Genomic DNA, 22,868 nt, shown 5'->3' on the forward strand with positions numbered 1-22,868 from the left:
GCGGACGCCCCGGCGCGGCCTGGGCTATGCGGCGGGCTGGGCGTGCGCCAGTTCTTCCGCCAACTTCTCCACGAACATCCACTCCCGCACCTTGAGCCCCGCCGCGGCGTAGTCGCGGTCCTGGTCCAGCAGACGGGCCAGCGTGGCGCGCATGGCAGCGCGCGCCTGCTGCAATTCCGCCTGCAAGGCCGCCAGAGCGTCGGCGTCGTCGCGCGCGTCGTCCAGCATCTCGCGCCACGTCATCTGCTGCATCAGGAACTCGGGGTCCATGGCCGTGTTGCTCTCGGTCTGCAGATCCACGCCGGCCTGCTCGCAAAGGTAGCGCGCCCGCAGCAAGGGATCGCGCAACAGGCGGTAGGCCTCGTTGGCGCGAGCCGCCCACTGCATGGCCACGCGGCGTTCCGCGGGGCTGGCAGTGGCGTAGCGGTCGGGATGCACCTGCGCGGCGACGGTGCGCCACGCGGACTCAAGCGCCTGGGCGTCCAGATCGAAACGCGCCGGCAAGCCGAACAGGCCGAAGTGATCGTCTCCAGCCAAGACTTACACCGTGAACGACTCGCCGCAGCCGCAGGTCGCCTTTTCGTTGGGGTTGCGGAACTTGAAGCCTTCGTTCAGGCCTTCGCGGGCGTAGTCGAGTTCGGTGCCGTCCAGGTAGGCCAGGCTTTTCGGGTCAATGAAGACCTTCACGCCGAAGCTTTCGAACACCACGTCTTCCGCTGCCGCGTCGTCCACGTATTCGAGCTTGTAGGCCATGCCGGAGCAGCCCGTCGTCCTAACGCCGAGCCGCAAGCCGATACCCTTTCCGCGCTTCTGCAAGTAGCGGCCGATATGGGTGGCAGCCTGTTGGGTCAGGGTAACGGACATGTTCAGCCCGCCACAGCAGCTTCAGCCGGGGCCGAATGCTTTTCTTTGTAGTTCTGCACCGCGGCCTTGATCGCGTCTTCGGCCAGGATGGAACAGTGCACCTTCACGGGCGGCAGGGCCAGTTCTTCGGCGATCTGCGTGTTGCGGATGTTCATCGCCTCGTCCAGCGTCTTGCCCTTGACCCATTCGGTCACGAGCGAGCTGGAAGCGATGGCCGAACCGCAGCCGTAGGTCTTGAAGCGCGCGTCTTCGATCACGCCGGCTTCGTTCACCTTGATCTGCAGCTTCATCACGTCGCCACAGGCGGGTGCGCCGACCATGCCGGTGCCGACCGACTCGTCCGACTTGTCGAACGAACCGACGTTGCGCGGGTTTTCGTAGTGATCCAGGACTTTGGTGCTGTAAGACATGTTAATTCTCCACGAATTTCAAGGCGCGGGCGCTTAGTGCGCAGCCCACTGCACGGTGTTCAGGTCGATGCCTTCCTTGGCCATTTCCCACAGCGGCGACATATCGCGCAGCTTGCCGACGCGGCTCTTGAGCAACTCGATGGCGTAGTCCACTTCCTTTTCGGTCGTGAAACGGCCCAGCGTGAAGCGGATCGAGCTGTGCGCCAGTTCGTCGTTGCGGCCCAGGGCGCGCAACACGTAGGACGGTTCCAGGCTGGCCGAGGTGCAGGCCGAGCCGCTGGAGACGGCAAGTTCCTTGATCGCCATGATCAGGGACTCGCCTTCGACATAATTGAAGCTGACATTCAGGTTGTGCGGAACGCGTTGGTCCATGTCGCCGTTGAGGTAGACCTCTTCGATCTGCGACAGGCCAGCCCACAGGCGGTCGCGCAGCATGCGGATGCGCTCGTTCTCGGTGCCCATTTCTTCGCGGGCCAGGCGGAAAGCTTCGCCCATGCCGACGATCTGGTGCGTGGCCAGCGTGCCCGAGCGGAAACCGCGCTCATGGCCGCCGCCGTGCATCTGCGCTTCGATGCGGATGCGCGGCTTGCGGCGCACGTACAGCGCGCCGATGCCCTTGGGGCCGTAAGTCTTGTGAGCCGAGAACGACATCAGGTCGACCTTGAGCTTTTGCAGGTCGATTTCCACCTTGCCGGTTGCCTGGGCGGCGTCCACGTGGAAGATGATGCCCTTTTCGCGGCAGATCTCGCCCAGCGTTGCCACGTCCTGGATCACGCCGATTTCGTTGTTCACCATCATCACGGATACCAGGACGGTATCGGGGCGCAGCGCGGCCTTGAAGGTGTCCAGGTCGATCAGGCCGTTGTCCTTGACGTCCAGGTAGGTCACTTCGAAGCCCTGGCGCTCGAGTTCGCGACAGGTGTCCAGCACGGCTTTGTGCTCGGTCTTGACGGTGACGATGTGCTTGCCGCGTTCCTGGTAGAAGTTGGCAGCGCCCTTGATCGCCAGGTTGTTGGATTCGGTGGCGCCGGAGGTCCAGACGATTTCGCGCGGATCGGCGTTCACCAGCTTGGCGACTTCTTCGCGGGCGCGTTCAACGGCTTCCTCGGATTCCCAGCCAAACGCATGGCTGCGGGATGCCGGGTTGCCGAAGTTGTCGTACAGCCAGGGCACCATCTTGTCCACGACGCGGGGGTCGACGGGCGTCGTGGCGGAATAATCCAGATAGATCGGGCGGGTGGTCATTTCTACAACTCCTGATACTGCTTATACGGTGGCGTTGGCGGCGACGGTCGCGGCCGGGGCGTTGGCGGCGTTGTTGGCGCCCCCCACCCGGTTCACGCGCACCGCGCAAGCCTGCGCTTGATTGTTGGCTTCCTGCAATTGGCGCACGCGCTGCTGATCGACGAGATCCTGCAGGGACACCGAATCCAGGTAATCCACCATCTTGCGATTCAACGTAGCCCAGAGTTCGTGCGTCATGCACTTGCCCGGCTTGCCGTCGTTGCCGCTCGTACAGTCCCGCTTGCCGCCGCAGCTGGTGGCGTCCAGGGGTTCATCGACGGCGAAGATGATGTCGGCAACGGTAACGTTGCGGGCGAGGCGCGCGAGCGAGTAGCCGCCCCCGGGGCCGCGCACGCTGTCCACGAGTTCGTGGCGACGCAGTTTCCCGAACAGCTGTTCCAGATAGGACAGCGAAATGTTCTGACGCTGGCTGATGGCCGCAAGAGTGACCGGACCGCTATGCTGCCGCATAGCCAGATCGATCATGGCAGTCACGGCGAAACGCCCCTTGGTAGTTAGCCGCATGGTAGGTTCCCAGTGATTCGGCAATGGCCGCAGGCGAATCCAGCGGTCAATACCCGAGTAATTGCCTCAAGTATAGCCTATTCCCGACTAATTTGGTATGGCTCCCGGCTAGAAAAAACCGCGCATTCGCGCGGTCTTTTACTGCCAAGCACCTCCGAGAACCGCCCGGCGGGCAGCCCTGCGGCAAAAGCGGATCAAGCCGCCTGGTACTGGGTAGCGCGCTTGCGCACCAGCTCGAGGACGCCCTGACAGGCGTCTTCCAGGTAGTCCAGGACCTTGCCGAAACCGTCGGCGCCGCCATAGTACGGATCGGGCACGGTGGCCTCTTCGAACTCATTGGCAAAGCGCATCAGCAGCATCAGCTTGTGCTGGTAGGCCTTGGGGCACTGCTGCTGCATGGCGGACAGATTGTCCCAGTCCATGGCGAGGATCAGGTCGAAATCGCGGAAATCTTCCGCGGTGACCTGACGCGCTTCGCAGTGCGTGATCTCGTAGCCGCGCTTGCGCGCTGCGGCCTGCGCCCGGGCATCAGGCGCCTCGCCGATGTGAAACGCGTGCGTGCCCGCGGAGTCGATGCGAACCACATCGCCCAAACCCGCGTCGTTCACCAAATGGCGAAACACGCCCTCTGCGCTCGGCGAGCGACAGATATTGCCCATGCAAACGAAAAGTACCTTGGTCATCATGGAAGTAAGTGTGCGGGAAAACCCGAGATAAGGCAAGCTTTTTTTGCGTCTGCGGGATTCTGACCGGGCGAATATGACCCCAATATTTATTCAATGAAATCAAATACTTAGAAAGAAATCTGGATCCAGCCTGTGAACACTGAATCCGGATATTCGGACGAATCGTGGCAGCCTGATTGCAACGCAGCAGATTTCCGGCATATTCAGCCGCCTGTCAGCATATAGAAACATTCAGACATGATTTCGCCGCTACACCGCCCCATCCAGCAGCACGCGCTGCTTCAGCGCGGTCAGCGCATCGCGCGCCGCGGCAGCCTGTTCGAACTCCAGGTTTCGGGCATGATCCATCATCAGCTTTTCCAGGCGCTTGATCTCGCGAGCCAGGGCCTTTTCGTCCTTCAGGAACTCGGCCGGAACCGCGGCCTCGAGCGCATCGTGCTGGGTTGGAGCGACAACGCCATCGATCAGTTCCCGCACGGCCTTTTGCACGCCCCGGGCGGTAATGCCATGGTCGGCATTGAATTTCAGCTGCTTGGCACGCCGCCTCTCGGTTTCCTCCATGGCGCGTTGCATTGAATCGGTGATGCGGTCCGCATAGAGGATGGCGTGGCCATTGAGGTTGCGCGCCGCGCGCCCGATGGTCTGGATCAGGCTGCGCTCCGAACGCAGGAAGCCTTCCTTGTCGGCGTCCAGGATCGCCACCAGCGACACTTCGGGAATATCCAGCCCTTCGCGCAGCAGGTTGATCCCCACCAGCACGTCAAAGGTGCCCAGACGCAGGTCGCGGATGATTTCGACACGTTCGACAGTGTCGATATCCGAATGCAGGTAGCGCACGCGCACGCCATGCTCGCTGAGGAAGTCGGTGAGATCCTCCGCCATGCGCTTGGTCAGGGTGGTGACCAGCACGCGCTCCGCTTGCGCCACGCGCGCCTTGATCTGCCCGAGCAGATCGTCGACCTGGGTGCGGGCGGGCAAGACCTGGACCAGCGGGTCCACCAGGCCCGTAGGCCGGACCACCTGCTCCACCACATTGTCGGTGTGCTCTTTCTCGTAGGCGGCCGGCGTGGCCGACACGAACACGCACTGGCGCATCCGGGCCTCGAATTCCTCGAGCTTCAGCGGCCGGTTGTCCAGCGCCGACGGCAGGCGGAAACCGTACTGCACCAGCGTTTCCTTGCGCGCCCGGTCGCCCCGGTACATGCCTCCCAACTGGCCGATGGTGACGTGGCTTTCGTCGATGAACATGAGCGCATCGGACGGCAGGTAGTCGATGAGGGTGGGCGGCGGTTCGCCCGGCGCCGCGCCCGACAGGTGGCGGGAATAGTTTTCGATGCCTTTGCAGAAGCCCAGCTCCTGCAGCATTTCCAGGTCGAAACGGGTGCGCTGCTCCAGCCGCTGGGCTTCGACCAGATGACCGTCGTCGACGAAGCGCTTGACCCGTTCGCGCAGCTCTTCCTTGATGGTCTCGATGGCGCGCAGCACGGTGTCGCGCGGCGTGACGTAGTGCGAACCGGGGTAGACAGTGAAACGCGGCAGCTTCTGGCGGATGCGGCCGGTCAGCGGATCGAACAGCTCCAGGCTTTCGATCTCGTCGTCGAACAGCGTCAGGCGCAGCGCCAGTTCCGGGCTTTCCGCCGGGAAGATGTCGATGGTCTCGCCACGCACCCGGAAGACGCCGCGGGTGAACTCGGCGTCATTGCGGGTGTACTGCATGGCGACCAGGCGGGCCAGGATCTCGCGGCGCGAGATCTGGTCGCCGGCGCGCAGGATCAGCACCATGGCGTGGTAGTCGCCGGGGTTGCCGATACCGTAGATGCAGGACACGGTGCCCACGATGATGGTGTCGCGGCGTTCCAGCAGGCTCTTGGTCGCCGACAACCGCATCTGTTCGATGTGCTCATTGATGGACGAATCCTTTTCAATGAACAGGTCGCGCGTGGGGACGTACGCCTCGGGCTGGTAGTAGTCGTAGTACGAAACGAAGTACTCGACGGCGTTCTTCGGGAAGAACTCCCGCATTTCGGCGTACAGCTGGGCGGCCAGGGTCTTATTGGGGGCCAGTACCAGCGCCGGGCGCCCCATGCGGGCGATGACGTTGGCCATGGTGTAGGTCTTGCCGGAGCCCGTCACGCCCAACAGCGTCTGGAACATCAGGCCGTCTTCGACCCCTTGGGTCAACCCCTCGATGGCGGTGGGCTGATCGCCCGCCGGCGGATAGGGTTGGTACAGATGGAACGGGCTGCCCGGGAAATCGATGAATCCAGGGCCTGGCGCGGACGGATCCGCCACGGCCGATGCCGCCGCGGGATCGGCCGCCAGGTTCGCTGCGGCCCCCGCCGTAATCGGGTCTATTGCGCTCTTAGGCATGCTAGACTCTTCCAGGGTAAACCCCTCATTATCCACAGCAGCCTGTACTGCGTCCACCCACCTCATCAGACTCCCATGAGCACCCTTTTCGATTCCGTCGAACTCGCCCCGCGCGACCCCATTCTTGGCCTGAACGAACAATACAACGCTGATACGCGTCCCGGTAAAGTCAATCTGGGCGTGGGCGTGTACTACGACGATCAGGGTCGCATCCCCCTGCTGGGCGCGGTCCGCAAGGCCGAAGCCGCCCGCATCGAAGCCGCCGCCGCCCGCGGCTACCTGCCGATCGAAGGCATCGCCGGTTACAACAACGGCGCGCAAGCCCTGCTGCTGGGCAAGGATTCCGCGCTGGCCGCCGCCGGCCGCGTGCTGACCACTCAGGCCCTGGGCGGCACCGGCGCGCTGAAGATCGGCGCTGACTTCCTGCGCCAGCTGCTGCCGACCTCCAAGGTCCTGATCAGCGACCCCAGCTGGGAAAACCACCGCGCCCTGTTCGAGCGCGCCGGCTTCGAAGTCGGTACCTATTCGTACTACGACGCCGCCACCCGCGGCCTGAACTTCGATGCCATGCTGGCCGACCTGAAGGCCGCGCCGGCCAAGACCGTCGTCGTGCTGCATGCCTGCTGCCACAACCCGACCGGCGTGGACCCCACCGCCGACCAGTGGAAGCAGATCGCGGCCGTCGTGAAGGAAAACAATCTGGTCCCGTTCCTGGACATCGCCTACCAGGGCTTCGGCGACGGCCTGACCGAAGACGCTTCGGTCGTGCGCATGTTTGCCGATCTGGACCTGACCATGTTCATCAGCTCCTCGTTCTCGAAGTCGTTCTCGCTGTACGGCGAGCGCGTCGGCGCGCTGACGGTCGTCGCCGGCAGCAAGGACGAAGCCACCCGCGTGCTGAGCCAGCTCAAGCGCGTGATCCGCACCAACTACTCCAACCCGCCCACCCATGGCGGCACGGTGGTGTCGACGGTACTGAACACGCCTGAACTCTTCGCGATGTGGGAAGAGGAACTCGCCGGCATGCGCGACCGCATCCGCCTGATGCGCAAGCAACTGGTCGACAAGATCAAGGAACACGGCGGCAAGCAGGACTTCAGTTTCGTGCTGCAGCAGCGCGGCATGTTCTCGTACTCGGGCCTGACCGCGGCGCAAGTGGATCGCCTGCGCGAAGAGCATGGCGTGTATGCCGTCTCCAGCGGCCGCATCTGCGTGGCCGCGCTGAACAGCGGCAACATCGACAAGGTCGCCAAGGGCATCGCGGCCGTGCTGTAAGCCATTTGCAGCGCACAGGCCCACGCGGGCCTGCCGTCAGGAACGGGACCTTCGGGTCCCGTTTTTCTTTTGGTCCAGACCGGCTTTTTCTTTTGGTCCGGACCGGCTTTTTCTTTTGGTCCGGACCGGCTTTTTCTTTTGGTCCGGACCGGCTTTTTCTTTTGGTCCGGACCGGCTTTTTCTTTTGGTCCGGACCGGCTTGCTTTTTTGCGCTGCGTCCCCCAGAATGGCGCTGTATATATGTACAGTCCGATAGCACCGGATCATCGCCATGGCCAGCAAACTCACTGATCGCCAACAACAAATCCTGGATCTCATCAGGCAGACCGTCACTCGCACCGGCTTCCCGCCGACGCGTGCCGAAATTGCCCTGGCCCTGGGTTTCCGTTCCCCCAACGCGGCGGAAGATCACCTCAAGGCGCTTGCCCGCAAGGGCGCCATCGAACTGACGGCCGGCGCGTCCCGCGGCATCCGCCTGAAAGACACCTCCCCTGCTCCCACGCAAAGCTCGCTGCCCATGCCGGGCCTGGCGCAGTTGCTGCTGCCGCTGGTCGGCCGCGTGGCCGCTGGCAGCCCCATCCTGGCTGCCGAGCACGTCGAACGCGAGGTCGGCGTCGATCCCAACCTGTTCGCCCAGACGCCCGACTACCTGCTCAAGGTGCGCGGCATGAGCATGCGTGACGCCGGCATCCTGGAAGGCGACCTGCTCGCCGTAAAGAAAGCCTCGGAAGCCCGCAACGGCCAGATCGTGGTGGCCCGCCTGGGCGACGACGTCACGGTCAAGCGCTTGCAGCGCCAGAACGGCCACATCGAACTACTGCCCGAAAATCCCGACTTCGAACCCATCGTGGTCGAAGCCGGCCAGGATTTCGCGTTGGAAGGCATCGCGGTGGGCCTGATCCGCACGCACGCGCTGCACTAGCCCCCACTACTCCCGCGTTTGCGCGCGGCATGAAAAAAACCCCGCCAAGAAATTGACGGGGTTTTTTGTTGGAAGCTATCCAGAAGGGGCGCCGCTTACCGGCGGCGTCCCTCCCGGTGTCCATCAGTGCTTGAGCACCGGGTCGGTCGAACCAGGTTCGGCAGGCTTGGCCACCAGGGGTTCCTTGACCGCTTCTTCCTCGGCCAGGGGCTCCGGCAGACGCTCCAGCGCCAGTTCCAGCACCTTGTCGATCCAGCGCACCGGCACGATCTCAAGGTGGTTCTTGACGTTGTCCGGGATCTCCGCCAAATCCTTGACGTTTTCTTCCGGGATCAAGACCGTCTTGATACCGCCACGGTGAGCCGCCAACAGCTTTTCCTTCAGGCCGCCGATGGGCAGGACTTCGCCGCGCAGCGTGATCTCGCCGGTCATGGCGACATCGGCGCGCACCGGAATGCGCGACAAGGCCGACACCATGGCCGTGGTGATCGCGATACCCGCGGACGGACCGTCCTTGGGCGTGGCGCCTTCCGGCACGTGCACGTGCATGTCGTGCTTTTCGAAGACGCTGTCGGCAAAGCCCAGACGGCGGGCGCGGGAACGCACCACGGTGCGGGCCGCCTCGACCGACTCCTTCATCACGTCGCCCAGCGAACCGGTGCGTTGGATGACGCCCTTGCCCGGCATGTCCGCGACTTCGATCGTCAGCAGGTCGCCGCCAACTTCCGTCCAGGCCAGACCCGTCACCTGACCGATCTGGTTTTCCTTTTCGGCCATGCCGAAGGCGTAACGGCGCACGCCCAGGAAATCGCTCAGGTTGTCGCCCGTGACGTTGACCGGCTTGACCTCGGCGGTCTTGCCTTCGGCCTTGGCGCGGTCGCTCTGGGTCAGCAACTGCTTGATGACCTTGCGGCAGATCTTGCCCACTTCGCGTTCGAGCGCACGCACACCGGCTTCGCGGGTGTAGTAGCGCACGATGTCGCGCAGCGCGCTGTCGTCGACCGTGAGTTCGCTATCCTTCACGCCGTTGTTCTTCATCAGCTTGGGCAGCAGATGGTCGCGGGCGATGTGGATCTTCTCTTCCTCGGTGTAACCCGACAGGCGGATCACTTCCATGCGGTCCAGCAGCGCCGGCGGAATGTTCAGCGTGTTGCTGGTAGCCACGAACATGACGTCGGACAGGTCGAAGTCGACTTCGATGTAGTGGTCCTGGAACGTGTGGTTCTGTTCCGGGTCCAGCACCTCGAGCAGCGCCGACGAGGGATCGCCGCGGAAATCCATGCCCAGCTTGTCGATTTCATCGAGCAGGAACAAGGGATTGCGCACGCCGACCTTCGACATGTTCTGGACGATCTTGCCCGGCATGGAGCCGATGTACGTACGACGGTGGCCACGGATTTCGGCTTCGTCGCGCACGCCGCCCAGCGCCATGCGCACGAACTTGCGGTTCGTCGCCTTGGCGATGGATTGGCCGAGCGAGGTCTTGCCCACGCCCGGAGGGCCGACCAGGCACAGGATCGGCGCCTTCACCTTGTCCACGCGCTGTTGCACGGCAAGGTATTCCAGGATCCGTTCCTTGACCTTTTCCAGACCGTAGTGGTCGTTGTCCAGCACCGTTTCGGCGTTGCTGATGGAATTGTTGATCTTGCTCTTCTTCCTCCAGGGGAGGTTGATGAGCGTATCGATGTAGTTGCGCACCACGGTGGCTTCGGCCGACATGGGCGACATGAGCTTGAGCTTCTTGAGCTCGGCATCGGCCTTCTTGCGCGCCTCTTTGGGCATATGGGCAGCGATGATCTTCTTTTCGAGCTCTTCGATGTCCGCGCCCTCTTCGCCTTCGCCCAACTCCTTCTGAATGGCCTTGACCTGCTCATTCAGGTAGTAGTCGCGCTGGCTCTTTTCCATCTGCTTCTTCACGCGGCCGCGAATCCGCTTTTCGACCTGGAGGATGTCGATTTCGGTTTCGAGTTGCGTGAGCAGACCTTCGAGGCGCTCGGAGGTGCCGACGATCTCGAGCATCTTCTGCTTCTGCTCGAGCTTCAAGGGAAGATGCGCGGCGATCGTGTCGGCCAGGCGTCCGGCATCATCGATGCCAGCCAGCGAGGTCAGGATCTCCGGGGGGATCTTCTTGTTCAGTTTTACGTACTGCTCGAACTGCGCGACGATGGCGCGGCGCAAAGCTTCGGTCTCGGAGCCTTGCATGGCGTCCGGTTCGATCGGCGACACCTGGCAGGTGAAATGCGAATCGGCATCTTCGATGCTGTTGATGCGGGCGCGCTGGGTGCCTTCGACCAGCACCTTGACGGTGCCGTCGGGCAGCTTGAGCATCTGCAGGATGCCGGCTACGCAGCCGATCTCGTAGACGTCTTCGGGGGTGGGATCATCCTTGCCGGCGGATTTCTGGGCCACCAGCATGATGCTCTTGCCCGCTTCCATCGCAACCTCGAGCGCGCGGATAGAGCGCGGACGGCCGACGAACAGCGGGATGACCATGTGCGGAAACACCACGACATCGCGCAGTGGAAGCAGGGGCAGGTCGATCGGGTCGGAAGGCAGGGTCTGGCTGGCAGACATAGGAGGTTCCTCGGTATGACTCGGCGTATCGGGGACGGGAGGCCTGGGTATACCCGGACAATCCACGTCGGTTACGTCTGTTATGGGAACAATAGCCGAAAATTCAAGATCTCGGCGCCTGGATCCCCCAAAGGCTGAAAAAAACCGCGGGGCGGCACCCTCAGTATGCAAGCGTCGCGCCTGCAGGAAAAGCGTGTTTGCACCCGGGAATGCGCCTTAGGCAAAAAAACCCGTTACAGGAACGGGCTTTTTTGAAATATCAGGCTGCGGCGTCGCGGACTTCTCCGCGCTCTGGCTTGTCTGAAGCCGCGTCCTCGTCGGCGTAGATGAGCAATGGCTTGCCCTCGCCTTCGATCGCGTTCTCGTCCAGCACCACGCGCTTGACGTTGCCCTGGGAAGGCAGGTCATACATGGTGTCGAGCAGGGCCTGCTCGATGATGGAACGCAGACCGCGCGCGCCCGTCTTGCGGCGCAGCGCCTTGCGGGCGATCGCCTTCAGGGCGGCGGGACGCACGTCGAGCTCGGCGCCTTCCATGGCGAACAGCTTCTGGAACTGCTTGAGCAAGGCGTTCTTGGGCTCGGTCAGGATTTGCACCAGGGCCGCTTCGTCCAGCTCATCGAGGGTGGCGACCACCGGCAGACGGCCAACCAGTTCGGGGATCAGGCCGAACTTGATCAGGTCTTCGGGTTCGACTTCGGAGAACAGTTCGCCCACGCCGCGCTCCGACTTGGCGCGCACCGAGGCCGAAAAGCCGATGCCCGATTTCTCGGTGCGGTCGCGGATGACCTTTTCCAGTCCGTCGAAGGCGCCGCCCACGATGAACAGGATGTTGGTCGTGTCGACCTGGACGAAGTCCTGGTTCGGGTGCTTGCGGCCGCCCTGCGGGGGCACCGAGGCGACCGTGCCTTCGATCAGTTTCAGCAAGGCCTGCTGCACGCCCTCGCCCGATACGTCGCGCGTAATGGACGGGTTGTCGGACTTGCGCGAAATCTTGTCGATTTCGTCGATGTAGATGATGGCGCGCTGCGCCTTTTCCACTTCGTAGTTGCAGTTCTGCAGCAACTTCTGAATGATGTTCTCGACGTCTTCGCCCACATAACCGGCTTCGGTCAGCGTGGTGGCGTCGGCCATGACGAAGGGCACGTTCAGCATGCGCGCCAGCGTCTGGGCCAGGAGCGTCTTGCCCGACCCGGTGGGGCCGATCAGCATGATGTTGCTCTTGGAGAGCTCGACTTCGTCGCCCTTGATCTCGCCGTGGCGGATGCGCTTGTAATGGTTGTAGACGGCCACGGCCAGCATGCGCTTGGGCGAGTTCTGCCCAATGACGTACTGGTCGAGGAAGGTCTTGATTTCAGCCGGAGTGGGCAGTTCGGAACGAATCGCCGCGCGCGCGGTGGCTTGCGCCTCCTCGCGGATGATGTCGTTGCAAAGATCTATGCATTCATCGCAGATGAATACCGACGGACCCGCGATCAGCTTGCGGACTTCATGCTGGCTTTTATTGCAAAACGAGCAATGCAGCACTTTTGCGTCTGCCGATCCCTTTTTTTCAGGCATATATGTTCGTATCTCAGGTAAAGATGCGCCAGGCCGGCTAAAGGCCTAGCGCATGCGCTTACTCAAACGTGGTGGCAGCGGGTTCGGGTCAACCGGGAAGTCAGCCTTCCGAGCGGGAGGTCATAACCTTGTCCACCAGTCCATACGATACCGCATCTTCGGCCGACATGAAGTTGTCACGCTCCGTGTCTATGCCGATGCGTTCCATGGTCTGGCCGGTATTGTCGGCCAGGATGCGGTTCAGGCGTTCACGCAGGTCCAGGATCTCGCGAGCCTGGATCTGGATGTCCGAGGCCTGCCCTTGGGCGCCGCCCGAGGGCTGGTGGATCATGATGCGCGAGTTGGGCAGCGTGAAGCGCTTGCCCTTCTTGCCTGCCGCCAGCAGGAACGCGCCCATGCTGGCCGCCAGGCCGGTGCAAAGGGTGGACACGTCCGGCTTGACGAATTGCATGGTGTCAAAGATGGCCATTCCCGCATACACCGACCCGCCGGGCGAGTTGATGTACAGGGAAATGTCCTTGTCAGGATTCTCCGATTCCAGGAACAGCAACTGCGCCACGACCAGGTTGGCCGTTGCGTCATTGACCGGACCCACCAGGAAAATGAGCCGCTCGCGGAGCAGACGCGAATAGATGTCGTAGGCGCGTTCGCCGCGCCCCGACTGCTCGATCACCATGGGAATGTAGCCCAGACCGGTGGGGGTCACCGAAGACCCGCCATTCATTGCCGCATAGAAATCGGTGAATCTCTGCATAGTGTTACGCCATCCCCATCAACTGATCGAAAGGCACCTTCTCTTCGGTGACCTTGGCCTTTTCAAGCACGTGCGCGACGACATTGTCTTCCAGCACGATAGCCTCGATTTCAGCACGACGCTGGCGGTCGGCCAGGTAATAGCTGACAACCTGTGCGGGTTGTTCGTAGTTCTCGGCGAACTCTTCGATACGCGCACGGACTTGTTCGGGCTTGGCTTGCAGCTGGGCTTGCTTGACCAGTTCCGACACCAGCAGGCCCAGGCGCACGCGGCGCTCGGACTCGGTGGCGAAGGCTTCGGCCGGGATCGGCACGGATTCGGCGTTGGGGATGCCGCGCTGCTTCAGCTCTTCGCGGGCGGCGGCGACACGGCCTTGCACGTCGTTGTCGACCAGGGCCTTCGGCACGTCGAACTTGCCGGCTTCGACCAGGGCGTCCATGACGCTGGACTTGGTGCGGCCAGCCGAACGGACCTTGACTTCGCGCTCGATGTTGCTGCGGATGTCGGCCTTCAGCTTTTCGATGTCGCCTTCGGCCTGGCCGAGGGACTTGGCGAATTCGCCGTTCAGTTCGGGCAGCACGCCTTCAGCCACTTCCTTGACGGTGATGGTGAATTCGGCGGTCTTGCCGGCAACTTCCTTGCCCTGGTAGTCATCGGGGAACTTGAGCGGGAAGACCTTGCTTTCGCCAGCCTTCAGGCCGCGGGCGGCTTCTTCGAATTCCGGCAGCATGCGGCCTTGGCCGAGCACGAACGGGAAGGCTTCGGCCTTGCCGCCTTCGAACGGCACGCCGTCGATGGTGCCGGCGAAGTCCAGCGTGACGCGGTCGCCGTCTTGCGAGGCGCGGCCTTCACGGGCTTCGAACGTGGCGCGCTGCTTGCGCAGGACGTCCAGGGTCTGCTGCACTTCGGCGTCGGTGACGGCCGTTTCGTAGCGGGTGACGGCCAGGGCCGACAGATCCGGCACGGCGACTTCGGGGTAGACCTCGAACGTGGCGGTGAACGCCAGCGTGTCGTCGGCAACGCCTTCAGTCTTGGGCTCGAGGTTCGGGGCGCCGGCGACGCGCAGCTTGGCGCCATCGACAGCTTGTTCAAAGGCACGGCCAACTTGGCTATTGATCACGTCGTAGCGGATGCCGGGGCCATGGCTGCGCTCGAGCATGGCGAGCGGAGCTTTGCCCGGACGGAAGCCGGGGACCTTGGCGGTCCGGGCCACGCGCTTCAATTGCGCCTGGACTTCCTTTTCGACGTCGGCCACCGAGACGGCCAGATCAACACGGCGCTCCAGGCCGGAGAGGGTTTCAACCACAGGCTGCATTAAAAGACCTATTTTCCGAGAGATAAAGAGATGACGGGCGGATAAACGGGGCATTTTACCGGAAACTTCCGGTCCCCTGACGCAAAGGGGCGCGAGCACCCGGATAAGTCCGGATACTCGCGCCCCGTTTTCCACCCGGGACGGGAGAATATACGTCAGCCAGAAAGCCTTATTTGGCCTTGGCGATGCGCTCTTCGATGTGCTGCGCGCGCTTGGCCGAGGACGGATGCGAGCTCATCATGTCGCTCTTGCCGCCGTCCAGCTCAGCCAGCTTCTGGAACGCGGTCACCAGGCCGCGGGTGTTCAGGCCCTTGGCCTGCAGCTGGTCGAACGAGTAATCGTCGGCGGCGCTTTCCTGCGACTGCGAGAACTGCGCGTTGATGAACTTCTCGGTCAGGTCGCCCAGTTGCGACGAGCTGAGCGCGGCCACGGTGGCGCCGCCTGCCGCATTGGCAGCATCGCGCGCGGCGGAAACGGTGTAGGCGGTCTGCATCGCCTTCTTGCTGTGGCCCAGCGCGACGTGGCCGATTTCGTGGCCCACCACGCCCATCACCTCATCGTCGGTCATCATGTCCATCAGGCCGCTGTAGACGCGGATGCAGCCGTTGGCCATGGCCCAGGCGTTGACGTCCTTGGTGATGTAGACCTTGTAGCTGGCCTTCTGGCCGTTGACCGTGCCGCCCAGTTGCTTGGCGATCTTCTGCAGGCGGGCGTCGTACTTGCTGCCGGGAGCGGCGATCTTTTCCTGGGAATCGCTCTGCGCGCAAGCCTTGTCCGACAGGGTCTTGATCTCGGCATCGCTCAGCGTGGCAGCTTGAACGACCTTGCTGCCGGCGCCGACCAGGCCGCCGATGTCCAAAGCGTGGGAGGCGGAGAAAGGGGCGAGCGCAACGCCCAGGGCGGCGACGGTGTAGCGGATCTTCATGGGAACAAACTCCTCTTTACTGGCTCTATGCGAACGAGGCCGCAATTCTATATACGACCAATGCGCACCAAGCGTTTCGCCACACAGTTTCGCAAATGCCAGTTTTTCTTACATAAAACCCGAACAGGATTTGCGCAATCGTGCTAGCGGGTATTCCCTTGGATCAGACCCTCTCAAAGAAACTGATATCTGCGGCAACGCGGCGTTGATAGAATTGCGCCCGCCATTTTTTCGCACACACCATAGGGCTCGCACCCAAATGATCTCCAACACCCCTCCCCGCCTGGGCCTGCTGCCCAGCCTGATCTTCAGCTCGCGCTGGCTGCAACTGCCCCTGTACCTGGGATTGATCGTCGCGCAAGGCGTCTACGTCATGCTGTTCCTGAAAGAGCTCTGGCACCTGGTGACGCACGCCAGCAGCTTCGGCGAAATGGAGATCATGCTGATCGTGCTGGGCCTGATCGACGTGGTGATGATCTCGAACCTGCTGGTCATGGTGATCGTGGGCGGCTACGAAACCTTCGTGTCCCGCCTGCGCCTGCAAGGCCACCCGGACCAGCCGGAATGGCTCAGCCACGTGAACGCCAGCGTGCTCAAGGTCAAGCTGGCCATGGCCATCATCGGCATCTCCTCGATCCACCTGCTGCGCACCTTCATCGAGGCCGGCACGCTGGGCACGCCCAACGCGCGCTTCTCCGAGGCCGGCGTGATGTGGCAGACCATCATCCACGCCCTCTTCATCCTGTCGGCGCTGGGAATTGCGCTGGTGGACAAGCTGGCCACGCCACCGGCCAACCACGCGAAGCACTGACGCCGGCAAGCGCCCCAGAGGCGCGCCCGCCCGGCAACAAAAAAAGCCCCCGCACATTGCGTGCGGGGGCTTTTTTCTGGGCGGAGCGCCGGGCCGGCCCGGGGCGCTGCCCTGCGAAGGTCAGGCCGCTACCTTGATGTTCTTTGCGCTGGGACCCTTGGGGCCGGTACCGACCTCAAAGGTGACGCGCTGGTTTTCCTGCAGCGACTTGTAGCCTTCGCTGCGGATTTCCGAGTAGTGAGCGAAAAGATCCTTGCTGCCATCATCGGGCATGATGAAACCATAACCCTTTTCGGCGTTGAACCACTTAACGATGCCGGTTGCCATGGAGTGTCCTTGAACCTAGAAAAAGCGATTGCTCGCGGGGCGCCAGATCATCAAGGATGGGAGAGGAAGCAACCGCAGTACCACTGACGGCGACAAGTGAAACGCAGACCGCGTCGCTTGAAAATCTCGCTGAACCCAGTGTATTGGCGAACCCCGAAAAACGTCAAACATCCGCAAATTCAGGAGCACCGCCAAAGCAGCGGAGAAGCAAGGCCGGCGCGGGTTTGACACCGCCAGGCAGGCCAGGAATTTTCAACTTGGCACGCGTAGACACATGCGGATACCTGCTGCCGGAAAGGCGCCTGGACCCACGTGCCGCGCGCGGTGCGCCTACCCCGCAAACCCGCCGGAATCGAGAAACTCCTGCTCCGCCTGCGTAGTTTGCCGGCCCAACGCGGCATTGCGATGGGGAAAGCGCCCGAAGCGCTTGATGATGTCGCGATGCAGGACCGCCCAGCGCAGCGAGTCGGAGTCCAATGGTTCCATCAAGGCCACGGCGCGGTTTTGCGCGGCGAGGTTCTCCGCGTGCTCGAAGGGCAGGTAGAAAAACTGACGCAGTTGCGGGTCCACCCCCAGATCATGGCCGGCCGCGATGGCCCGGTCGGCGAAGTACTGGGCCAAAGGGTCCGTGGCGAACATGTGCGCCGTCCCCCGGTAGGCGTTGCGCGGAAACTGGTCCAACAGGACCATCAGGGCCAAGGCGCCGGTGGCGTCGTCCAGCCACGCATCCAACTGGCGCGCGGCCGCAGCCATGTGGGCAGCCTCGAAACGGGCGCGGAAGGCTGCGTCGAAGTCCGCGCTCTTGTTGAACCACTGTTGCGGGCCGGCATCGCGCCAGAACGCCACCACCTCGTGGGGCTGCGGAACGATTTGCGTGGCGGGGGTAGAAGTCATGAGCGCGCATATCCTGAAGTCGAAAGCAAGGCCGACAATAACAGAGACGCGCACCATATTAGGATCCATACACCGAATGAATGAATCGGGTGTGACTTGGAAACCTGAATAACGCACTCTAGGGATTACCCTGAGATTACAAGCGCAGCGATACTTTCCATGTTTAGGAACGCTGCGGCAGAAAACAAAAAAGCCCCACGAGGGGGCTTCTATCGAAAACTCAGACCCTTACAGGACCTGGATCTTCGTAGCTTGCGGGCCCTTGGGGCCGTTGGCCGTCACAAAGCTGACGCGCTGGTTCTCTTCCAGAGACTTGAAGCCCGAGCCCTGAATTTCGGAGAAGTGAGCGAACAGATCCTTACCACCCGCTTCCGGAGTGATGAAGCCATAGCCCTTTTCCGAGTTGAACCACTTAACGACGCCGGTTTCCATACTGTATTTCCTAGAGATAATGGGCAAATGCCCGGAGGTCACGAATCAATCAAGGAGGGGACAGTAGAACAATAACGCTGAGCCGGAAAAGGCACGGCACTGAACGAAAATCGCAACGCTTGTGATCGTGTGCCGACACTATCGTTAGGTTCCCCTCACAAGTCAACATAATCCTAAAAAATGCGTGCCAATAATGCAACAAAGAGAAACTGCACGCGGATTCCACACATTTTCATAGGCAATAAGAAGTCCTGCATAGGTGTTTACACCCACGCATCATAAAAAAACAATCTAGGCTTATATAAATGCCGCCTGCCCGCGTACGAGGATTTCTTCATACGCCGTTCGGGCTAGCACTTTGGTTTGCCGCCAGGCTTACTCGTCGATAGGTAAACCCAGCAGATCGAGCGCCGCGCCGAAAGCATCGGGACCCGAGCAAAGGAAAACCGCCACGTCGCCGGGATTCATATTCTCCAGGACTTGGTCGATCTGTTCTTGCGCATTATCAACATTGTCGACACTAGAGGCGTGTATGTCAGCCCCTGCTTCGACTTTTTCACGCGGCACGATGTCTGCGATCGCATTGAGATCCGCCACGCCTTCCAGGACGTAGACGCTGATGCTCTCGCCATCCAGCGTGGTGTGCAGCTCGACGCCGCCCGCTACGTCGGCAACCTGCCGACTTACTATTTCCATGATCACTCTTCCTTGACTTGCGGGCGCTGCCCGCCTGGGCACGCACCTTGCAGGTGCACTCGCACGCCCAGGCGCGACTATAACAGCCTTGGGCTAATGCTTCTTGACAGTAGGACCAAGCGACTGCCGCGCGGCGCCGGAGGTGGCGGCAACGGGACGGGTCCGCACCCCGGCATCGGCCAGAACCCGGACCAGCGGCTTCTGCGCCGCCAGGAAGCGGTCCTTCTCCTCGCCGGCAAGCTTGCAGACGAACATCTGGGCCAGGAGCTGCGTACGGCGGGCCTTGCGGTTACCGGCCTCCTGGGCCAGCCAGTCGCCGACCCACGCCGCCGCCGCATCCGCATCGCCCTGCAGCTTGATATGGCCAAGCAGATCGAACACGGTCACGCCTTCGATGCGGCCGTCCTCGCTGCGCGTGAGAAAGAGCTTGGCGGCCTGGCCCGTGTAGCCGGGGATCAGCGCGAGGCAATCGCGCTCTGCGGGTTTCTTCATGGAATCTGCATGTATCGGTTATCGAGAACCCTGGACTGTAACCCGGCTGCGGCCCCTGTCGCGTCGCGGCAATGGATCTCTGCTATCGTCGGCCTGTCTTTTACCCCCAATGAATGGTGGACAACATGCAACGCGATTTCGACCTGGTCGTCACTATCCTGGGCGCCCTGCGCGACGCCCCCGGCCCCAACCTGAGCACGCACGACATCAAGAACGTGGCCCTGGCGCCGCATCCCGAAGAGCAAGGCCTGCAACTGATTGCGCATCACCTCGACCTGCTGGAAGACGCGGGCCTGGTCAAGCAGATCAGCGAGACGGCGGCCACTGCGGGCGCGACGCGCTGGCGCATCACCTGGAAGGGCTACGACGCCCTGGAACAGGATGAAGAAGACGAAGACGACGAAGATTTCGACGCCGAAGAATAAGGCGCGAAGCGCTCAGCGGCGCAAGAGTATGCGCCGCGTGAGCAGCGATGCGGCGGCGCCGATCACCAGGCTGAACATGAAGGCGGCGATCGACAGCATCGCCGACAGTTCGCTGAAGCCGCCGTGGCGGGACAGCAGGAACACCGCCACGCCCACCGCCGCGGCCAGCGCGACAACCCCCAGCAGCACCCGCTTGACGGAGCCCAGGCGCCCGCATAGCGAGCCGCCTGCCAGCGCCGCCGCCACCATAGCGGCCATGGACCAGAACAGGTATTCGTACTGCATGCGGACGGTCTCCCCCGAAGGTATTGAGGCGCAGGCATTATAGGCGTCCGCCTGCGCGGTCCGCCGCGGGCTAGGCGACGGCGACCACGCTGATCTCCACCTGGGCGCCGTAGTGCAGCTCGCGGGTGGGCACAATGGCCCGCGCGGGCCGGTGAGCGCCGAAGCACTCCTCGTAGACTTGGTTGACCTCGTCCCAAAGCGCCACGTCCGGGATGTACACGGTCACGCTGGCGACCGCGGCAAGCGACGCGCCGGCCGCTTCGAGTATGGCGCGAACACTGCGCAGCGCTTCCCGGGTCTGGGCCGCGGCGCCATCGGCCAGCGCTGGTCGCGCGCCCGGCGCAGCGGGCGGCAGGAAGCCCAATTGCCCCGAAACGAATATGAAACCGTTGGCGCGGACCGCCTGCGAATAATGGCCCGCGGGCGGCGTGGCCCGATTCGTATGGATGAGATCCATGCATGCCTCCTCGTGAAAGGCGGCTTACCAGCCGCGAAAGCGTTCCCAATGCGCCACCACCCCGGACGAATCCGGACGCACGACCTCGTAGGCATCATGCTGCGCGCAGGTGGCGCAGGCGTGATTGGGCACGATGCGCAGCTTCGCCCCCAGCGGCAGCTCGGGCAAGGCCGCGCCGCTGCCAGGACGCACCTTGATGATGCCCTGCTCCTGGTTGGTCTCGGCCAGCAGCAAGTCGGGGTAGACCGTACCGCTGGCGTCGCACACCAGGCCGTACAGTTGGTCCACCCGCTGCTTGGCCGTGCCCCGGTCGCGCGACATGGCCATCCATCCGGCATCCACCAGGATCCAGCCCTTGTCCGGCTGATGGCCGATCACGGTCGTCAACACCGTGGCGGCGATGTCGTCGACCGTACACACGCCCAGCCCGGCCATCACCAGATCGAAGAATACGTATACGCCCGCGCGCACTTCGGTCACGCCATCGAGCTTGCGGGCGAAATGCGCGGTGGGGGTGGATCCCACGCTGACCACGGGACATGGCAGGCCAGCCTGGCGGATCGCCTCGGCGCAACTCACGGCCGCCACGCGCTCCTGCTCGGCCATGTCGGCAATGGCGTCGACGCTATCGCAGCCGTACGACTCGCCGGCGTGCGTCATGACGCCGCGCAGGCACGCGCCGTCCTCATGCAGGACGCGCGCAATCGCCAGCAACTGTGCCGTATTACCCGGCTGCACCCCGGCGCGATGGCCGTCGCAGTCGATCTCGATCAGTGCCGGGATGGCGTCGCCAGCATCCCTCCCCCGCTGGGCGACGGCGCGCGCCGCTTCCAGGCTGTCCACCACCACGGTGAGATCCACGCCGCGGCGGCGCAGCGCCAGCACGCGGTCCAGCTTTGCCGGCGACACGCCCACGGCGTACAGCAGGTCGGTGACGCCGGCAGCCGCGAACTGTTCGGCCTCCTGCAGCGTGGACACGGCGGCCGGCCCCTGGGGTGTAGACATGAGCCGGCGCGCGACATCTATCGATTTGGGCGTCTTCAGGTGCGGACGCAGTTGCACCCCGTGCCCGGCCATCAGCGCATTCAGACGATCGATATTGCGCATCATGCGCGTCTCGTCGAGCAGCAGGCACGGGGTATCCAGGGTCTCGAGGGAGGAAGGCGTGGCGTTCTGGTTCATGGCGTTCTCGGCATGGCGTATCGGAATGGCTGAAGTATGGCGCGACGGCGGTTCCGCGTGTTTAATCTAGACTTAATCATCCATTAATCCATGCCTGCATGATTACGACCGAAGACCTGCGTTTCTTCCTTAGCCTGGCCGCCACCCGCTCGCTGGCCGAAGCGGCGCGCGCGCTGGATGTCACGCCGCCCGCAGTCACCCAAAGACTGCATACGCTGGAAAAACGGCTGGGGGTCAGGCTGGTCAACCGTTCGGGACGCGGCACCGCGCTGACCGACGAAGGCAGGCTGCTGGCGCTGCGGGCGGAACAGATCTGCGGCGAACTGGGCGACCTGGCCGACGAACTGGCAGGCCGCAGGGGCGTGGTGGCAGGCCATCTGCGCGTGGTCGCGCCGCTGGGATTCGGGCAGCGCTACATCGCTGGGCTGGTCGCCGAGTTCCGCAGCCAAAGCGCGGACGTGACCGCCAGCCTGACGCTATCCGACGGGCCGCCGCGGCTGGCTTCCGATGACTGGGATGTGATGGTTCACATCGGCGAGCTGCGCGATTCGACATTGGTCGCGTACCCGCTGGCACCCAATCGCCGGATCCTGTGCGCGGCGCCCTCCTACCTGGCGCGCCACGGCGCTCCTGCCAAGCCCGAGGACCTGCGCGGGCACGACTGCATCGCGCTGCGCGAGAACGATGAAGACGTGACCTTGTGGCGCTTCAAGCATGGACGCGGCCCGGCCGTGGGGGTGCGCGTGGCGCCGGTGCTGTCCAGCAATGCCGGGGAAACCGCCGTGGAGTGGGCCCTGGCCGGGCACGGCATCATCGTGCGCTCGGAATGGGATGTGGCCACGCATCTGCAGGCGCGCGCGCTGGTGCCGCTGCTGCCCGGCTGGACCTTGCCGTCGGCCGACGTGGTGGCCCTGGTGAAATCGCGCCAGGAACTGCCCGCGCGCACGGCCGGCTTTCTGGCGCATCTGCGCGCCGCCTTTGCAACGGCGCCCTGGCGCGCCTAGTCGAGCATGGCCTCGGCCTCGATCTCGATCAGCCATTCCGGCAGCGACAGGCCGCTGACGATGATCCACGATGAGGGCGGAGGATCTTTCTTGAAGCGGTCGCGCAGCGCCTGCGCAATGACTTCCTGATCCTCCCTGGCCGTTTCGCAGATGTAGATGCGCAGCATGATCACCTGCGCCAAAGTGCCGCCGGCCGCAGCCAGCACGCGCTCGACATTGTCCAGCGCGGCTTCGGTCTGCTCCTGCAGGCCCGGCCCCGCCGTACGCTCGTTGATGTCGACGCCAACCTGGCCGGACAGCAGCATGCGGCGCTGCCCCGTGACGATGACGGCCTGGCTGAATCCATACTGGACGGTGTTGAACACGGTGTCGGGATTGACGACTGTTCTGGACATGCGGTT

26 protein-coding genes are annotated in these 22,868 nt (G+C 63.1%); 5 read left to right on the forward strand and 21 right to left on the reverse strand.

Features of this window, described 5'->3' with window-relative positions; genetic code table 11:
- Window positions 1–24: 24 nt before the first annotated feature.
- The 7 genes from hscB to uvrB all read right to left on the reverse strand — a co-directional run bounded on the left by hscB (window position 25) and on the right by uvrB (window position 6,139).
- On the reverse strand, window positions 25–537 hold the full coding sequence (hscB, locus tag IB268_RS23575; RefSeq protein WP_054456112.1) for a Fe-S protein assembly co-chaperone HscB: 513 nt from the start codon (window positions 535–537) through the stop codon (window positions 25–27).
- Window positions 538–540: 3 nt separating this feature from the next.
- Window positions 541–864: an iron-sulfur cluster assembly protein IscA gene (gene iscA / locus IB268_RS23580; protein WP_042794073.1), complete on the reverse strand. Its 324-nt coding sequence runs from the start codon at window positions 862–864 to the stop codon at window positions 541–543.
- Between the two features lie 2 nt (window positions 865–866).
- Window positions 867–1,274, reverse strand: a complete 408-nt coding sequence (iscU, locus tag IB268_RS23585) for a Fe-S cluster assembly scaffold IscU (RefSeq protein WP_054456111.1) — start codon at window positions 1,272–1,274, stop codon at window positions 867–869.
- 33 nt (window positions 1,275–1,307) lie between these two features.
- Window positions 1,308–2,519, reverse strand: coding sequence for an IscS subfamily cysteine desulfurase (locus IB268_RS23590; RefSeq protein ID WP_054456109.1), 1,212 nt, complete (start codon window positions 2,517–2,519; stop codon window positions 1,308–1,310).
- 21 nt (window positions 2,520–2,540) lie between these two features.
- Window positions 2,541–3,083 carry a Fe-S cluster assembly transcriptional regulator IscR gene (iscR, locus tag IB268_RS23595; RefSeq protein ID WP_054456107.1) on the reverse strand — a complete coding sequence of 181 codons (543 nt, stop codon included), beginning with the start codon at window positions 3,081–3,083 and terminating at the stop codon, window positions 2,541–2,543.
- A gap of 194 nt (window positions 3,084–3,277) precedes the next feature.
- Entirely contained in the window at window positions 3,278–3,769 is a 492-nt protein-coding gene (locus tag IB268_RS23600) for a low molecular weight protein-tyrosine-phosphatase (RefSeq protein WP_006386176.1), read from the reverse strand.
- Between the two features lie 249 nt (window positions 3,770–4,018).
- Entirely contained in the window at window positions 4,019–6,139 is a 2,121-nt protein-coding gene (uvrB, locus tag IB268_RS23605; RefSeq protein ID WP_225588755.1) for an excinuclease ABC subunit UvrB, read from the reverse strand.
- Between the two features lie 75 nt (window positions 6,140–6,214).
- On the opposite strand from uvrB, the gene IB268_RS23610 reads away from it, so the two are divergent.
- Window positions 6,215–7,414, forward strand: a complete 1,200-nt coding sequence (locus tag IB268_RS23610) for an amino acid aminotransferase (RefSeq protein ID WP_054456103.1) — start codon at window positions 6,215–6,217, stop codon at window positions 7,412–7,414.
- 271 nt (window positions 7,415–7,685) lie between these two features.
- Entirely contained in the window at window positions 7,686–8,336 is a 651-nt protein-coding gene (gene lexA / locus IB268_RS23615) for a transcriptional repressor LexA (protein WP_054456101.1), read from the forward strand.
- A 123-nt stretch (window positions 8,337–8,459) separates the two neighbouring features.
- Here the strand turns inward: lexA and lon are convergent, their stop codons facing one another.
- The 5 genes from lon to IB268_RS23640 form a co-directional block, all read right to left on the reverse strand.
- Window positions 8,460–10,910 (reverse strand): endopeptidase La, encoded by a 2,451-nt coding sequence (lon, locus tag IB268_RS23620; RefSeq protein WP_054456099.1) that lies wholly within the window; start codon window positions 10,908–10,910, stop codon window positions 8,460–8,462.
- Between the two features lie 259 nt (window positions 10,911–11,169).
- Complete coding sequence (clpX, locus tag IB268_RS23625) at window positions 11,170–12,468, reverse strand: ATP-dependent Clp protease ATP-binding subunit ClpX (protein WP_054456097.1); 1,299 nt, start codon at window positions 12,466–12,468, stop codon at window positions 11,170–11,172.
- 100 nt (window positions 12,469–12,568) lie between these two features.
- Window positions 12,569–13,222 (reverse strand): ATP-dependent Clp endopeptidase proteolytic subunit ClpP, encoded by a 654-nt coding sequence (gene clpP, locus IB268_RS23630; protein ID WP_054456095.1) that lies wholly within the window; start codon window positions 13,220–13,222, stop codon window positions 12,569–12,571.
- A 4-nt stretch (window positions 13,223–13,226) separates the two neighbouring features.
- Window positions 13,227–14,537: a trigger factor gene (tig, locus tag IB268_RS23635; RefSeq protein WP_054456093.1), complete on the reverse strand. Its 1,311-nt coding sequence runs from the start codon at window positions 14,535–14,537 to the stop codon at window positions 13,227–13,229.
- Window positions 14,538–14,706: 169 nt separating this feature from the next.
- Window positions 14,707–15,462 (reverse strand): M48 family metalloprotease, encoded by a 756-nt coding sequence (locus IB268_RS23640; RefSeq protein ID WP_119449349.1) that lies wholly within the window; start codon window positions 15,460–15,462, stop codon window positions 14,707–14,709.
- Between the two features lie 259 nt (window positions 15,463–15,721).
- Here IB268_RS23640 and IB268_RS23645 point away from each other — a divergent pair, with 259 nt between their 5' ends.
- Window positions 15,722–16,273, forward strand: coding sequence for a TIGR00645 family protein (locus IB268_RS23645; RefSeq protein WP_054456088.1), 552 nt, complete (start codon window positions 15,722–15,724; stop codon window positions 16,271–16,273).
- Window positions 16,274–16,393: 120 nt separating this feature from the next.
- On the opposite strand, the gene IB268_RS23650 is transcribed toward IB268_RS23645, so the two are convergent.
- From IB268_RS23650 to IB268_RS23670, 5 genes are all read right to left on the reverse strand, one after another.
- Window positions 16,394–16,600 carry a cold-shock protein gene (locus tag IB268_RS23650; protein WP_006225311.1) on the reverse strand — a complete coding sequence of 69 codons (207 nt, stop codon included), beginning with the start codon at window positions 16,598–16,600 and terminating at the stop codon, window positions 16,394–16,396.
- Between the two features lie 330 nt (window positions 16,601–16,930).
- Window positions 16,931–17,494, reverse strand: a complete 564-nt coding sequence (locus IB268_RS23655; RefSeq protein WP_192354895.1) for a DUF924 family protein — start codon at window positions 17,492–17,494, stop codon at window positions 16,931–16,933.
- Between the two features lie 228 nt (window positions 17,495–17,722).
- The gene (locus tag IB268_RS23660) at window positions 17,723–17,926 is read right to left on the reverse strand and encodes a cold-shock protein (RefSeq protein ID WP_006220190.1); all 204 of its coding nucleotides are present in this window, start codon (window positions 17,924–17,926) and stop codon (window positions 17,723–17,725) included.
- A gap of 375 nt (window positions 17,927–18,301) precedes the next feature.
- Complete coding sequence (locus tag IB268_RS23665) at window positions 18,302–18,622, reverse strand: hypothetical protein (RefSeq protein ID WP_054456085.1); 321 nt, start codon at window positions 18,620–18,622, stop codon at window positions 18,302–18,304.
- A gap of 93 nt (window positions 18,623–18,715) precedes the next feature.
- A complete protein-coding gene (locus tag IB268_RS23670) occupies window positions 18,716–19,114 on the reverse strand; it encodes a hypothetical protein (protein ID WP_192328534.1) in 399 nt (132 codons plus the stop codon).
- A 125-nt stretch (window positions 19,115–19,239) separates the two neighbouring features.
- Here IB268_RS23670 and IB268_RS23675 point away from each other — a divergent pair, with 125 nt between their 5' ends.
- Entirely contained in the window at window positions 19,240–19,539 is a 300-nt protein-coding gene (locus IB268_RS23675) for a DUF2513 domain-containing protein (protein ID WP_054456477.1), read from the forward strand.
- Window positions 19,540–19,551: 12 nt separating this feature from the next.
- Here IB268_RS23675 and IB268_RS23680 read toward each other — a convergent pair whose 3' ends face one another.
- The 3 genes from IB268_RS23680 to IB268_RS23690 all read right to left on the reverse strand — a co-directional run bounded on the left by IB268_RS23680 (window position 19,552) and on the right by IB268_RS23690 (window position 21,463).
- Window positions 19,552–19,824, reverse strand: coding sequence for a hypothetical protein (locus IB268_RS23680; protein WP_054456080.1), 273 nt, complete (start codon window positions 19,822–19,824; stop codon window positions 19,552–19,554).
- 70 nt (window positions 19,825–19,894) lie between these two features.
- Window positions 19,895–20,281: a RidA family protein gene (locus tag IB268_RS23685; protein ID WP_054456078.1), complete on the reverse strand. Its 387-nt coding sequence runs from the start codon at window positions 20,279–20,281 to the stop codon at window positions 19,895–19,897.
- A gap of 24 nt (window positions 20,282–20,305) precedes the next feature.
- A complete protein-coding gene (locus IB268_RS23690; protein WP_054456077.1) occupies window positions 20,306–21,463 on the reverse strand; it encodes a DSD1 family PLP-dependent enzyme in 1,158 nt (385 codons plus the stop codon).
- Between the two features lie 98 nt (window positions 21,464–21,561).
- Between IB268_RS23690 and IB268_RS23695 the strand changes: the two genes are divergently transcribed.
- Entirely contained in the window at window positions 21,562–22,467 is a 906-nt protein-coding gene (locus tag IB268_RS23695) for a LysR family transcriptional regulator (protein WP_054456075.1), read from the forward strand.
- Here the strand turns inward: IB268_RS23695 and IB268_RS23700 are convergent.
- On the reverse strand, window positions 22,464–22,862 hold the full coding sequence (locus tag IB268_RS23700; protein WP_054456073.1) for a RidA family protein: 399 nt from the start codon (window positions 22,860–22,862) through the stop codon (window positions 22,464–22,466). The genes IB268_RS23695 and IB268_RS23700 overlap by 4 nt on opposite strands.
- Window positions 22,863–22,868: the final 6 nt, after the last annotated feature.

It is taken from the genome of Achromobacter sp. ACM01, assembly GCF_014851745.1.
Lineage (GTDB): Bacteria > Pseudomonadota > Gammaproteobacteria > Burkholderiales > Burkholderiaceae_B > Achromobacter > Achromobacter aegrifaciens.